Here is a 12,875-nt window from a genome sequence, read left to right on the forward strand (position 1 = left end):
ATTGTGACGGTGTTCTATGAAAGAAATATGTCGCTTTGTCTCTGTCGCCAGACAGGCAGCGCGCCCTGCGGGGCGCGCCGGCGGCATTCAGGCCGGGAAGGGATAGGCGGCGTCGAAGGCGGCGAAGCGCGCCTCCAGGAACTCGATCAGCCGGCGCTGGCGATAGGCCGGAAAACGGTTGCGCAGGAACACGAGCTGCAGCGGCAGGGCCTGCCCGTACCAGTCGCGCAGCAGCAGTTCGAGCCGGCCGTCGCGGATGTCGGCGGCGACGTCGAACCAGCTCTTGAAGGCGATGCCGTGCCCGCCCAGCGCCCAGTCGCGCACCACCGCGCCGTCGTCGCTGGTGCGGCGCCCGCTCGCTTCGACCTCCACCTGCTGGCTGCCCGACTGGAAGCGCCAGCGCATGCGCGCCTGTCCTCCGGGCGCCAGGCACAGCAGTTGGTGGCGGGCGAGCTGCTCGGGCGACGCCGGCCTGCCGGCGCGCGCGAGGTATGAGGGGGCGGCCACCGCCACGCGCCGCGTGGTGGTGAGCTGGCGCCGCACCAGGCTGGAGTCTTCGAGCCAGCCGACGCGCACGGCCAGGTCCACATTGCTGCGGAAGAGGTCGGCCAGGGTATCGCCGATGGACAATTCCAGCGAAAGCTGCGGGTGGGTTTCGAGGAAATCGTCGAGCCAGCCGCGCAGCCAGCTGCGCCCCAGGTCCGACGGCGCCGACAGGCGCAGCGGCCCGGCCAGCTCTTCGCGTTGCTCGGCCAGGGCGCCCTCGCCTTCTTCCAGTGCGGCCAATGCCCTGCGCGCGGCGTCCAGGAACAGCCGGCCCTCCTCGGTCAGGCGCATGCGGCGGGTGGTGCGGGCAAACAGCCGCGCATTGAGACGCTGCTCCAGCCGGATCAGCGCGGCGCTGGCGGTGGCGGCGGTACGGTCGAGTTCGCGTGCCGCCGCGGAAAGGTTCTCCAGTTCGGCCGTGCGCACGAAGAGCTTGAGGTCGTCGAGGGAATACATGTTGGACGGGCGGGCATGGCCCGGCGATGGGTCGGGAAAGGTCAGAGAAGGTCGGGGCCGGTCAGGACCGCCGGTGCAAAAGGGCAAGGCTGGCCGATGCGCGCCGCCAGCTCGCCGCGCAGCGCGCCCAGCTCGGCCAGGCGTGCGTCGATCACCGCCAGCTTGGCGCGCAGCAGCGCCGACAAGGTCTCGGCGGGATCCTCCGCCGCCCGCAGCGTGGCGCCGTGCGCGGCGATTTCGGCCAGCGAAAAACCCAGCGCCTGCGCGACGCGCACATAGCGCAGCCACTCCACCGTCTCCGGCGGGAAGTCCCGATAGCCATTGGCCAGCCGCCGTCCCTGCAGCAAGCCCACCTTTTCATAAAACCGCACCGCGTCGCGCGACAGTCCTGCCCGCTCGGCCAGCTCTCCAATGCGCATCCAGCGCCTCCACTCGTCCTGGCGCCACCCCGCCGGCGGCGCTTGACCCTGGAGCTTACTCCATGCCCCAGCCTTGCGGCACGTCTCACCCCGTGCCGGCGCGGCGGCCGGCGACGGCCGCCCGGCCTTCCCTTCCCGTCGAGACGACCGACAAGGAGCTGACCATGAACCACCCCCTCCCCACCTCGCTTGCAGGCAAACGCTACCTGCGCCTCGTGCGTGCCAGTGCCTGGTACGACCTGCTGGTCACCGCCGGCTTTGCCACACCCTGGAGCCTGGCCTGGCTGCATGCCGCCCTCTCGGCCGCCGGTGCCGCCAGCGGCCTGGGCGCGCTGCCGCCGCTGGACCTGATGCAGACGCTGTTCGCCAACCTGCTCGGTTCCGTGGTGGTGGTCTGGGCCCTGCTGCGGCTGCGCCGGCCACTGCCCGCGCACGGCGGCTACGATGCCGCCGCGCGCGCGCTGTTCGCGGCATGGCAGGCCTATGCGCTCGCCTGCGGCGGACCGCGGCTGCTGTGGATCTTCCTCGTCTTCGAGATCGCCTGGGGCGTGGCGCAGGCCCTGCCGTGGCTGGCCGCCGGCTGGCAGGCACGCGATACGGCGGCGCCCGCCCGCCGCCCCTGACGGCGCAGGCGGGCCGGCCCTGCCGCTCAGACCAGGCCGATGTCGCGCGGCCGCGCGCCCGGGAACACCTGGGCCAGGCGGGACTCGTCGAGTCCATACAGGCGCTGGAACAAGCCGCCCAGCACGGCCCGGTACTCGTTGAGGACAGGCCAGTCGCGGTTCTGGTTGAGCGTGCGCTCCTCCACCGCCACCTGGTCACCGGCGATGCGCCCGCCGCGCACGGTGCCGCCCGCCACCCAGTAGACGGTGCCGTGCCCGTGGTCGGTGCCGCGCGTGCCGTTCTCGCGGAAGGTGCGGCCGAACTCCGAGATCACCACCACCGTGGTCTTGCTCCAGGCCGGCCCCATCTCCTCGGCGAAACCGGCCAGGCCGCGCCCGAGATTGTCCAGCAGGTTGGCCAGCTGTCCCTGCGCCGCGCCCTGGTTCACATGGGTATCCCAGCCGCCCACGTCGATGAAGGCGAGGTTGAACTTGTCCCGCATCAGGCCGGCCATGCGGCGCGCTTCCAGTTCGAAGCCCTTGGCGCTGAGCGCGCGCCGGTTGGCTGCCTGCATCTCCTCCAGGCGCGCGGCCAGCGTGCCGCCGGCGCCGGTGGTGCCAGTGGTGCCGCTGGCGCCGCTGGTGCCGTCGCCCATGGCTGCCGCCGGCATGGCGGCGCGGCGCTGCATGGCCTCGGCTTCCTGCGCCACGGCCTGGCGCAGCTCGAAGCCCTCGTCGATCAGCGGCTCGAAGCGCGTACCCCGGTACATCTGCGCCAGCAGGCGTGTCTGGCGTGCGTCGAAGGGCGCGCGTCCGGTGCCCTTGAGCGAGACATTGGGCACGTCGCGCGTGCCCGACAGCACGGTCGGCATGCCGTCGGTGAAGGCGACCGGCGCAGCGCGCCCGCCCATCGCCAGCGCCAGCCGGTTCAGGAAGCCGCTGCCGCGCGCAGCGCCGGCGGCGGCCAGCGCCGACGGCAGCCCTGCCTCGATGCCGTCCTGCGTCTCGAAATGGCTGCGCGACAGGTCGGCGGTACCGGCGAACGGCAGGAAGGCGAGCTGCTGCCGCTGCCACAGCGGCAGCATGCTGTCGCGCAGCGCGGGGTGCAGCGCCCAGCTGCCGATGCCACGGGCGCCGGCATCGGCCTCGAAGCCGGCCGCCAGCGCCAGCGCCGCCGCCGGATCCGGCGGCGCACCGGCGGCGAGCGGGGCGCGGATGGCGATGGTGGGCCGCACCGCGCGATAGAAGTCGCTGCCGGCAGGCACCAGCACGCTGCAGGCGTCATAGCCGCCGCGCAGGAACACCAGCAGGAAGCGCGCGTCCGCCTGCGCCGGCAACGCATAGGCGCGCGACACGATGCCGGGCCACGCCAGCGCCGCGCCGGCGGCGCCGAGGCCGGATGCGGCCCCCTTCAACCAGTCTCTACGGTTCATGATCGACTCCGTGGAGCGCATGCGCGCCGGGGCCCCTTCATCGCTGCATCCATTCGGGCGAGGCCAGCAGCAGCGTGTTCCACTCGGCCTGGCTGGTCGCCTGCGCCAGCGCCGTGCGCGTGCCGGCACCGAGCGTGTGCTCGATGGCCTCGAAATAGAGGCGATTGCCCGGCATCGGAAAACCGGCGGCCGGCAGCGGCTTGCCATCGTCACCCTGGAACAGGCCGGCCGGGCCGCTGCCGATCGCGCGCGCGATCTCGAAACGCTTGACCAGTTGCCCCGAGCTGGCCCAGGCACTCTCCGCCAGCGGGTAGCCGTCCGGTGTCACGCGCCCGTAGAGCGGCTCGCCGAGCTGCTGCAGCCAACCCACCGCCGGCCGTACGTTGGCCACCGGCCGTCCGTCGTAGGCCAGGCGCAGCGAGGACACCACGAACACCATCGGGTCCTTGAACTTGCGCCCCGCGCCGGCGGCCGCCCGGTCCATCTCGGGCGACAGGAACAGCGTCCTCAGCACGGCGCCGATATCGCCGCGGCTATGCATGAAGGTATCGGCCATGCGCGCGACCAGCGCCGGCGGCGGCTCGTCGGCCAGGAAGCAGGCGGCCAGCTTGGCCGACAGGTAGCGCGCGGTGGCAGGCTCGGCGGCCAGGATGTCCACCGCCTGCTCGACCTCGCGGAAGCCGCCGGGCGCGATCGGGTGGCCGAGCAGCGTCTTCGCGCCGTAGTCGTGCCGTGCCGGATTGAAGGCGAACAGCCCTTGCGCGCGGTAATCCGCCTGGCGCTGCGGCGGCAACCTGGGGGGCTGCCCGCTCACCTCCAGCCCCACCCCGGTCAGCACGCGCGCCAGCTCCTGCACGTCCTGCTGCGTATAGCGCGAGCCGCTGGGCCCGCCCGATACGCCGAGCGTGTGCAGCTCCATCAGTTCACGCGCGTAGTTCTCGTTGAGATGGCCGGCCGCGCTCTGCGCGTTATCGAGGTATTCGAGCATGGCCGGTGCGGTCACCGTGGCCAGCAGCAGGTCGCGGAAGCGGCCCAGCGCGCGCGGGCGCACCACCTTGTCCTCGTAGTCGCCCAGGGTCCAGCGCACCGTGCCCTTGCCCGAGTAGACGCTGAAATGGTTCATCCAGAACCAGGTCATCTGCTCGCGCAATTGCGCCGGCGAGCCGAGCGCGCGCAGCAGGTGGCGCCGCGCGGTGTCCAGCACCAGGTCGTTGCCCAACCGGGTGATCGCATCGCTCGCCTGACGCTTGGCGTCCTCGTCCGCGAGTCCCTTGATGCGCTGCTGCTCGGCCACCACCGCGCGGTAGCGCTCGGTGCCGTCCATCTGCGACACGCTCAGCGCCGCGATGGGGCCGGCGAGCGCGGGTGGGTCGGCTGCCGGCAGGCGCAGTTGTTCGTCCAGGAAGCGCTCGCGCCCGAGCCGCTGCAGGCGGGCGATACTGGCCTGGTCGGCGCCGAAGGTGACGCGGTCGAGCCAGCGCAGGTCGGCGGCGCTGAGCGCGGCCGCGCCGCCCTGGGAGCCCGCGCCGGACTGGCCTGCAGCGCAGGCTCCGAGCAAGGCCACGGCCGCCGCGGCCGGCAACAGGGCCGCGCGCCGCGCAAGCCACCTGGCGGCCGCCGCCAGCCCGGTGGCGCAAGCGCCGCCGCTACGGCATCGGACTTGGCTCATGAGGCGCATGGCTCGGATCGCTCCCGCAAGGTCTGGACACCGCACTGACGCGCCGACCCCGGTCCCGGTTGACCAGCGCGCCGCCAGGCAACCCCTGCATCACATCCGTCCGCGCGGCGAGCCGGCGGAGAATGCGCCTCGCATCTTGTGCCAAGCAGCGCGGAAAACCGCCATCCTCCTTTCGTGGATTTGGCAGATTGGTGAATCTTCTGCCATCATCCGACTTTTTTCGGCAAGAGAATGCCGTCCACGCGGCGCCACGACCTGGCTTCCGCGCGCCGCGCACTCCACTGCCCCCTGCGGCTCCGCCCCACAAGGGCCGGAGCCGTCCGTCGATACCATCGGAGACAACGAAGACATGGGTGAACACCAAACGGAGCAACTGCAGCGCGGCCTGGGCGAGCGCCACATCCGCCTGATGGCGCTGGGCTCGGCGATCGGCGTCGGGCTCTTCCTGGGATCGGGGGCCGCCATCCGCATGGCGGGTCCGGCCATCATGCTGGCCTATGCCCTGGGCGGCGCGATGATCTTCCTGATCATGCGCGCGCTCGGCGAGATGGCCGTGCACCATCCCGTGGCCGGCTCCTTCTGCCGCTACGCGCAGGACTACCTCGGCCCGCTGGCCGGCTACCTGACCGGCTGGAACTACTGGTTCGTGTGGCTGGTGACCTGCATCGCCGAGATCACGGCGGTGGGCATCTACATGGGCATCTGGTTCCCCGACGTGCCGCGCTGGATCTGGGCGCTTGCCGCGCTCGCCGCGATGGGCTCGGTCAACCTGCTGGCGGTCAAGGCCTACGGCGAGTTCGAGTTCTGGTTCGCCATGATCAAGGTGGTCACCATCGTGGCGCTGCTGGCGGCCGGCGGTGCCATGATCGTGTTCGGCCTGGGCAACGGCGGCGTGCCGGTCGGCATCGGCAACCTGTGGGCGCATGGCGGCTTCCTGCCCAACGGCGCCGGCGGCGTGCTGATGTCGCTGCAGATGGTGATGTTCGCCTACCTCGGCGTCGAGATGGTCGGGCTGACCGCGGGCGAGGCCAGCAATCCCGCCAAGTCCATCCCGCAGGCCATCAACTCGGTGTTCTGGCGCATCCTGATCTTCTACGTCGGCGCGCTGTTCGTGATCCTGTCGCTCTACCCCTGGGACGGCATCGGCACCCAGGGCAGCCCCTTCGTGATGACCTTCGAGCGCCTGGGCATCCGCACCGCCGCCGGCATCATCAACTTCGTGGTGCTGACGGCCGCGCTGTCCTCCTGCAACGGCGGCATCTTCAGCACCGCGCGCATGCTCTACAGCCTCGCCGTGCAAGGCCAGGCCCCGCGCGCTTTCGCCAAGGTCGACCGCAACGGCGTGCCGCGCCGCGCGGTGCTGGTCTCGATGGCGGCGCTGCTCGGCGGCGTGGCCCTCAACTACCTGGTGCCGGAAAAGGTCTTCGTCTGGGTCACCTCGATCTCGACCTTCGGCGCAGTCTGGACCTGGGCCGTGATCCTGGTGGCGCAGATGCAGTTCCGCCGCAGCCTGTCGCCGGCACAGCGCAAGGCGCTCGCCTTCCGCATGCCCTTCTGGCCCTACGGCTCGTGGATCGCGCTCGCCTTCCTGGCCGGCGTGGTGGCGCTGATGGCCTATTTCCCCGATACGCGCGTGGCGCTGTACGTCGGGCCGGCCTGGCTGCTGCTGCTGGTCGTGCTGTACCGCCGCCTGGACGGCGACGGCCGCCAGCCGGCCGCTGCGCCGCGCGGCTGACCTGCGGCCCGCGCCGGTCCGCCAAAGGGGCCGGCGCGGGCCCGGCTTCAGCGCAGCACGAAATCCACCGCCACCGGCGGCGCCGGCAGGTCGCGCTCGCCCAGCGTCTCGCGCAGGGTCGCTTCGATGGTCAGCGAGATCGCCTCCAGCGCGAGGTCGTTGGGCGCGGTGCCGAACGGCTCCTCCAGCTGCGCCGCCAGCGCCTCGAGCGCGAAGAAGGTGTAGGCGATGAAGGCGACGATCAGCGGCGTGGTCGGCCCGATCGAATCGAGCAGGCCGAACGGCAGCAGCAGGCAGTAGAGATAGGTCGTGCGGTGCAGGATCACCGCGTAGGTGAAGGGAATCGGCGTGCCGGCGATACGCTCGCAGCCGCCCAGCACCTCGGTGAGACGTTCCAGCGGACGCTCCATCGCCGCCGCCAGCACTGGATCGAGCCGACCCCGGCGCCGCATGTCGCGCAGCCATTCCCCCGCCATCAGCAGCAGCACGGCAGGCTGGAAGCGCGCCTGCGCCACGCGCGCGCAATCTTCCGGCGACAGCAGGCGCGCCATGTCCTGGCCCGGCGCCGAGCCGCGCAACTGGTGCCGCAGCGCGTGCGCGAAGGCCGCCAGCCGGTAGACGAAGGGGCGCGCGCGTGCCGCCGCTTCCTCACCATCGGCACCATCGGCGCCATCCACCCCATCGGACAGCGTGCAGGCCTGCCGCGCCAGCGTGCGCGACGCATTCAGCAGGCTGCCCCACAGCCCGCGCGCCTCCCAGTAGCGCGCGTAGCTCGTGTTGTTGCGGAAGCCGAGGAAGATCGCCAGCGTCAGGCCGATCAGCGAGAACGGCACGAAGGTCAGCGGGATCTTCAAGGAGAACAGCCTGCCGTGCAGCAGCGTCACCAGCACGGCGAAGCCGGTGGTCAGGGCAAGTTGCGGCGCAATGGCCGGCAGCACCGAGCCGCGCAGCAGGAACAGCATGCGCAGCCAGTTGGGGCGGGGACGGATGATCATGGCGGCCTGCGATAGCCGGCGGCACGCCGCCCGCAGCGCCGCTGCGAGCCCGCCCGCCAGGCGCGGGCGGCCGTCCGCCGGGAAATCACTCTAGCACAAGGGGATCGCGCCGCACCGGCCGTTTGCGCCCGGTGTTCGAAAGACCGGGTGATCCGGCGAATCCAGGAATCAGGTCACGGGAGGCCTTCACCGATCCAGCGCGCGAAGCACATCGGCGAGCTTCCTGACCGCCACTTCCAGTTCTTTCGGGGCATAGGCAGCAAACCCCATGAGAAAGCCGGACTCGGACCGGCTGGACGCATGCAGGGCCGTCAGTCCCAGCAGGTCGATGCCGGCCCGGCGCGCGGCATCGATGGCTTTGCGCTCCGGGATGTCGCGCAGCAAGACGCATGGCATCTGCATGCCACCGCTGGGCACCCTCGGTTCAACGAAATCGGACAAGTGCCTGCGCACGAGCCGCTCCAGCACATCGCGCCGCTCGGCATAGACGCCACGCATGGTGCGCACATGCGCACCGAAGTGCCCGCCCTCCATGAAGCGCGCCAGCGTCAGTTGCGGGATGGCGGCGCTATGCCCGTCCTGCAGCGTGCGGGCAACCGTCATCGGTGCCACGAGCTGCGGCGGCAGGACCATGTAGCCGATGCGCAGGCCTGGGAACATAGACTTGGTGAAGGTGCCGATGTAGATCGTCCGGTCGTGCGCGTCGAGACCCTGCACGCATGCCGTGGGCCTTCCTGCATAGTGGAATTCGCTGTCGTAGTCGTCCTCGATGATCCAGGCCTGGTTCCGCCGTGCCCAGTCGATGATGGCGAGACGCCGGTCGAGCGCCAGGGTCGCCCCGGTCGGGAACTGGTGGGAAGGCGTCAGGAACACTGCCTTGGCAGGCTGCGCGGCATTCTGCAGCGACTCCACCCGCATCCCCTGCGCATCCAGCGGAACCGGTACGCATTCCAGGCCAGCGGTGTCGAACGCCCTGCGCGCGCCGTGATATACGGGGTCTTCGATGAAGATCCGGTCACCGGCATCGAGCAGCACGGCCGCGCACAGTGCCAGGGCCTGCTGCGAACTGGTCAACACCAGGACGCGCGCGGGCGTGGCGCTGGCGCCGCGCTCCAGATTGACGTAATCCGCGATGGCTCGCCGCAACGGTTCCATGCCCTGCGGGTCGCCATGCGTCAGGGCAAGCGTTCCCTGCTCCTTCAACACTTGCCGCTGCAGCCGCTCCCAGGTCTGCAAAGGAAAACTGCGCGTTTCCGGCACACCCGGGGCGAAGGGATGCGGCGCCAGCGTTTCGCGCACACCCCCACTTTGGAACATGGCCGCACCGCGCTGGCTGAGGCGCGGCGACTCGCGCTGCCGTATATGGCGCTGAGCCGCGCCATGCCTCGGCGACAACTGCGCCCGCTGCGAGGCGAAGCTGCCGCTGCCTACCCGCCGGTCGATGAACCCTTCCGCCTGCAACTGGCTGAATGCAGCTTCCACCGTGTCCCTGGAAACGCCCAGCGATTGCGCGAGCGCCCGCGAGGCGGGCAGAGGCTTGCCGATGTCCAGCGCGCCGTCGAGGATCAGCTGCCGGATGGCACGCTGGATGCGTGCATGCAGCGACAAGGCGCCATGAGCCGGATCACCCATCCAGGCTTTGACGGATTCGAGTTGGGCGTGCTTGAACAATGGCTGGGTATCTCACCGGAAGAACGGCGTGGACATGCCCGCCATCTTAAGGCCAAGGCGAGAACGACCACTCGACAGGATCCGGAAGACACCAGCAGGCCATGCTGGCTTTGGAGGAAGTCGGGGTCGGGGCCGGGCGTGGGCATGCCCGGCGATTGGTCGGCTGACAGTCGAGAAATTGGCTGGGTACAACATGCCATTTCGAGGTTAAAAAAGTAGCTTCCCGACAACGTTCAAGAACCGATCTTGCAGGAGTCAGAAAAGGCCATGTTGCGCGCCACCTCACCGTCTCCCATCCGTCTGGGCGATCTCGCCCATCCTGTCGTGGCCGGCCTGGTCTCGGTCATCGTGAACTACGGCGGCACCTTCATTCTGGTGTTCCAGGCCGCCAAAGCGGCCGGCCTGGGCCCGGAGCTGACGGCCTCGTGGGTGTGGTCGGTCTCGCTCGGCGTGGGAGTGACCGGCCTCATCCTCAGTTGGGTCGCCCGCGAGCCTGTCATCACGGCCTGGTCAACGCCGGCGGCCGCGTTCCTCGTCACGGCGCTGGCGACCACGCCCTACGCGGAAGCTGTCGGTGCGTATCTGATCTCCGCCGCGGCCTTCGTGCTGCTCGGGCTGACAGGCTGCTTCGAGCGGGTCATCCGCCTGATCCCGCCGGGTGTGGCCGCCGGCCTGCTGGCTGGCATCCTGCTGCAATTCGGCATCGGCGCCTTTGGCGGCATGAGCGTCGATCCGCTCTTGGCGGGGATGCTGATCGTGGCCTACACCGTGCTCAAGCGATTCACCGCGCGCTATGCCGTGGTCGGCATTCTGGTGCTGGGGCTGGCTTTCCTCCTCATCCAGGATCGCATCGGCCTGTCCGGGCTGACGCTGAAGTTCGCCGCACCCGTGTTCACCATGCCGGCGTTCTCGCTCAATGCGCTGTTGAGCGTGGCCTTGCCGCTGTTTCTCATCACGCTGACCGGCCAATATATGCCCGGCATGCTGGTGCTGCGCAACGATGGCTTCAAGACCAGTGCCAACCCCATCGTGACCATCACTGGGCTCGGCTCGCTGCTGATGGCGCCGTTCGGTTCGCATGCGTTCAACCTTGCCGCGATCACGGCGGCGATCTGCACCGGCCCGGAGGCACACGAAGACCCGTCCAAGCGTTGGATCGCCGGCTTCGCCGCGGGCGTCTTCTACATCCTCGTCGGCGTGTTCGGCGTGACCCTGGCCGCCGTCTTCATGGCCTTCCCGCCTACCTTCATCACCACCCTGGCGGGCCTGGCGCTGCTGGGTGCGATTGGCGGCAGCCTCGCTGGCGCCATGGCCGATGCCAGGACCCGTGAAGCCTCGCTGATCACCTTCCTGGCAGCCGCTGCCAATATCAAGATGCTTGGCGTCGGCGGCGCGTTCTGGGGCCTGCTGATCGGCCTGACGGCCTATGCGGTGCTCAACGGCCGGTGGTCCCGCCCCGCGCCGCGACCCAGGTGAGCGCCATCTTCCGCGTGGGCACGACGGCAGAGCCTGCGCGGTTCGTCCGTGAGCGGCCCCAGCAGATGCCGGGACCAGCGACCTAATGGCTGATCATCCAGGGACGCTTGCCCGGATAGGATTTCGCCGCGTCCGTTGCGGGCTTGGCCGCGGCCGTGCCGCAACCGCATCCCGGGCCGTGGCGATGGCCCTGCGACAGCGCCGGCGCGTGCGCGCTGCGCTCGTTGCCGGCATGCGCGCGCCGCTGGGCAGGTGGCATCAGGGCCAGCATGGTCAGGCTTACCATGCGCTTCGCCTCGGCCCCGCAGTCCGGGCAGGCCTGCGGCGCGTCGCGATCGGCCACGCGCCGCATGGCGGAAAACGCTCCGCAGCCGGCGCACTCGTACTCGTAGATCGGCATCTCCCTTCTCCTTCGCTCCGTTTCCCTCGCACTGTTTCGCTTGTCCTGTCGCCCGCGCTGCCCGCGCGCGGCGCGTCGGCGGCTGGCGTCCCGCCACCCGCTTGCCAGCGGGACGCCAGCTGCCGCGCTCAACGGCGGTCAGGCGAGATCAGCACGTCCGCGCCGCCGTGGATATGGCGCACCGGACCGTTCGCGTCGGGCCGGATGTCGAAGTCGAAGATCTGCGTGGGCAGCCACAAGGTCGCGCACGAATTGGGGATGTCGACCACACCGCTGATATGGCCCTGCACCGGCGCGGTACCGAGGATGGCGTAGGCCTGCGCACGCGAGTAGCCGAACTTGGTCATGTACTCGATCGCATTGAGGCAAGCCTGGCGGTAGGCCACGTTGACGTCGAGGTAGTGCTGGCGCCCGCCCTCGTCCACCGAGATGCCTTCGAAGATCAGGTAGTCGTTGTAGGCCGGCGTGATCGGGCTCGGCTTGAAGATCGGATTCCTGATGCCGTACTTGGCCATGCCGTCGCGGATGACGTCCACCCGCATATGGACCCAGCCTGCCATCTCGATGGCGCCGCAGAAGGTGATCTCGCCATCGCCCTGGCTGAAGTGCAGGTCGCCCACCGAGAGACCGGCGCCGTCGACATAGACCGGGAAGTAGATGCGCGAGCCGCGCGAGAGATCCTTGATATCGCAGTTGCCGCCATGCTCGCGCGGCGGAACCGTGCGCGCGCCGGCCGCGGCCGCCTGCTGGCGCGCGTCGCCGCGCAGCCGGCCCATGTGGGCGGTGGCGGCGAAGGGCGGATTGGCGAGCGGCGGCACGCGCTGCGGATCGGTATCGATCAGGGCCTGCTCGCGTTCGTTCCAGGCGTGCAGCAGCGCGGGGTCGGGCAGGCAGCCGATCAGGCCGGGATGGATCAGCCCGGCAAAGCGCACGCCCGGCACGTGGCGCGAGGAGGTGAACATGCCGTGGAAATCCCAGATCGACTTCTGCGCCTGCGGGAAGTGGTCGGTGAGGAAGCCGCCGCCGTTCTGCTTGGAGAAGAAGCCGTTGAAGCCCCACTGGCTGTCCGGCTTGGCGCCGATGTCGAGCAGGTCGACCACCAGCAGGTCGCCGGGCTTGACGCCGCGCACGCCTACCGGCCCCGAAAGGAAATGGACGATGGACAGGTCGATGTCGCGCACGTCGTCGGCCGACTCGTTGTTCTGGATGAAGCCGCCGGTCCAGTCATAGGTTTCCAGGACGAAATCGTCGCCCGGGTTGACCCAGCAGGCCATCGGGATATCCGGGTGCCAGCGGTTGTGGACATTCTCGTTCTCGTAAGCCGACTGCTTGAGGTCGACCCGGATGAGGGTGTCTGCCATATGCCTGTCTCCTTGGAGTGGGTCCGGTCGGGTGCCGGTTGAAAGTTCCGGTTCAGGGTGCCGGTTCAGGGCGGACCGGGCCGGAGCGCCGGTCGGGAAAGAA

At 69.9% G+C, this 12,875-nt stretch carries 11 protein-coding genes; 3 read left to right on the forward strand and 8 right to left on the reverse strand.

What is annotated here, in order from left to right; all coding sequences use genetic code 11:
* Positions 1 to 87 precede the first annotated feature (87 nt).
* Both BKK79_RS20405 and BKK79_RS20410 read right to left on the reverse strand, forming a co-directional pair.
* Complete coding sequence (locus BKK79_RS20405; RefSeq protein ID WP_071019075.1) at positions 88 to 1,002, reverse strand: LysR family transcriptional regulator; 915 nt, start codon at positions 1,000 to 1,002, stop codon at positions 88 to 90.
* A 41-nt stretch (positions 1,003 to 1,043) separates the two neighbouring features.
* On the reverse strand, positions 1,044 to 1,421 hold the full coding sequence (locus BKK79_RS20410) for a MerR family transcriptional regulator (protein WP_071019074.1): 378 nt from the start codon (positions 1,419 to 1,421) through the stop codon (positions 1,044 to 1,046).
* Positions 1,422 to 1,585: 164 nt separating this feature from the next.
* Here BKK79_RS20410 and BKK79_RS20415 point away from each other — a divergent pair, with 164 nt between their 5' ends.
* Positions 1,586 to 2,044 (forward strand): hypothetical protein, encoded by a 459-nt coding sequence (locus BKK79_RS20415; protein WP_071038613.1) that lies wholly within the window; start codon positions 1,586 to 1,588, stop codon positions 2,042 to 2,044.
* A 26-nt stretch (positions 2,045 to 2,070) separates the two neighbouring features.
* Here the strand turns inward: BKK79_RS20415 and BKK79_RS20420 are convergent, their stop codons facing one another.
* Together BKK79_RS20420 and BKK79_RS20425 are read right to left on the reverse strand one after the other, a co-directional pair.
* A complete protein-coding gene (locus tag BKK79_RS20420) occupies positions 2,071 to 3,456 on the reverse strand; it encodes a DUF1501 domain-containing protein (protein WP_071040256.1) in 1,386 nt (461 codons plus the stop codon).
* A gap of 37 nt (positions 3,457 to 3,493) precedes the next feature.
* Positions 3,494 to 5,125: a DUF1800 domain-containing protein gene (locus tag BKK79_RS20425; protein ID WP_071019070.1), complete on the reverse strand. Its 1,632-nt coding sequence runs from the start codon at positions 5,123 to 5,125 to the stop codon at positions 3,494 to 3,496.
* Positions 5,126 to 5,483: 358 nt separating this feature from the next.
* On the opposite strand from BKK79_RS20425, the gene BKK79_RS20430 reads away from it, so the two are divergent.
* Entirely contained in the window at positions 5,484 to 6,869 is a 1,386-nt protein-coding gene (locus tag BKK79_RS20430) for an amino acid permease (RefSeq protein WP_071019068.1), read from the forward strand.
* Between the two features lie 47 nt (positions 6,870 to 6,916).
* Here the strand turns inward: BKK79_RS20430 and BKK79_RS20435 are convergent, their stop codons facing one another.
* A complete protein-coding gene (locus BKK79_RS20435) occupies positions 6,917 to 7,864 on the reverse strand; it encodes a bestrophin family protein (protein WP_071019066.1) in 948 nt (315 codons plus the stop codon).
* 186 nt (positions 7,865 to 8,050) lie between these two features.
* A complete protein-coding gene (pdxR, locus tag BKK79_RS20440; RefSeq protein ID WP_071038614.1) occupies positions 8,051 to 9,535 on the reverse strand; it encodes a MocR-like pyridoxine biosynthesis transcription factor PdxR in 1,485 nt (494 codons plus the stop codon).
* A 267-nt stretch (positions 9,536 to 9,802) separates the two neighbouring features.
* On the opposite strand from pdxR, the gene BKK79_RS20445 reads away from it, so the two are divergent.
* A complete protein-coding gene (locus tag BKK79_RS20445) occupies positions 9,803 to 11,011 on the forward strand; it encodes a benzoate/H(+) symporter BenE family transporter (RefSeq protein ID WP_071038615.1) in 1,209 nt (402 codons plus the stop codon).
* A gap of 82 nt (positions 11,012 to 11,093) precedes the next feature.
* Here the strand turns inward: BKK79_RS20445 and BKK79_RS20450 are convergent, their stop codons facing one another.
* A complete protein-coding gene (locus BKK79_RS20450) occupies positions 11,094 to 11,411 on the reverse strand; it encodes a zinc ribbon domain-containing protein (RefSeq protein ID WP_071019061.1) in 318 nt (105 codons plus the stop codon).
* 128 nt (positions 11,412 to 11,539) lie between these two features.
* Positions 11,540 to 12,772 (reverse strand): formamidase, encoded by a 1,233-nt coding sequence (gene fmdA, locus BKK79_RS20455; protein ID WP_071019059.1) that lies wholly within the window; start codon positions 12,770 to 12,772, stop codon positions 11,540 to 11,542.
* Positions 12,773 to 12,875 lie beyond the last annotated feature (103 nt).

Origin of the sequence: Cupriavidus sp. USMAA2-4, assembly GCF_001854305.1 — a bacterium.
Taxonomy (GTDB): Bacteria; Pseudomonadota; Gammaproteobacteria; order Burkholderiales; family Burkholderiaceae; genus Cupriavidus; species Cupriavidus malaysiensis.

What these genes read in the sequence shown, in the direction of transcription:
- fmdA (WP_071019059.1), bottom strand. Translation starts at nt 12,772, where the DNA reads ATGGCAGACACCCTCATCCGGGTCGACCTCAAGCAGTCGGCTTACGAG.
- BKK79_RS20430 (WP_071019068.1), top strand. Translation starts at nt 5,484, where the DNA reads ATGGGTGAACACCAAACGGAGCAACTGCAGCGCGGCCTGGGCGAGCGC.
- BKK79_RS20435 (WP_071019066.1), bottom strand. Translation starts at nt 7,864, where the DNA reads ATGATCATCCGTCCCCGCCCCAACTGGCTGCGCATGCTGTTCCTGCTG.
- BKK79_RS20445 (WP_071038615.1), top strand. Translation starts at nt 9,803, where the DNA reads ATGTTGCGCGCCACCTCACCGTCTCCCATCCGTCTGGGCGATCTCGCC.
- BKK79_RS20410 (WP_071019074.1), bottom strand. Translation starts at nt 1,421, where the DNA reads ATGCGCATTGGAGAGCTGGCCGAGCGGGCAGGACTGTCGCGCGACGCG.
- BKK79_RS20425 (WP_071019070.1), bottom strand. Translation starts at nt 5,125, where the DNA reads ATGAGCCAAGTCCGATGCCGTAGCGGCGGCGCTTGCGCCACCGGGCTG.
- BKK79_RS20420 (WP_071040256.1), bottom strand. Translation starts at nt 3,456, where the DNA reads ATGAACCGTAGAGACTGGTTGAAGGGGGCCGCATCCGGCCTCGGCGCC.
- BKK79_RS20405 (WP_071019075.1), bottom strand. Translation starts at nt 1,002, where the DNA reads ATGTATTCCCTCGACGACCTCAAGCTCTTCGTGCGCACGGCCGAACTG.
- BKK79_RS20450 (WP_071019061.1), bottom strand. Translation starts at nt 11,411, where the DNA reads ATGCCGATCTACGAGTACGAGTGCGCCGGCTGCGGAGCGTTTTCCGCC.
- BKK79_RS20415 (WP_071038613.1), top strand. Translation starts at nt 1,586, where the DNA reads ATGAACCACCCCCTCCCCACCTCGCTTGCAGGCAAACGCTACCTGCGC.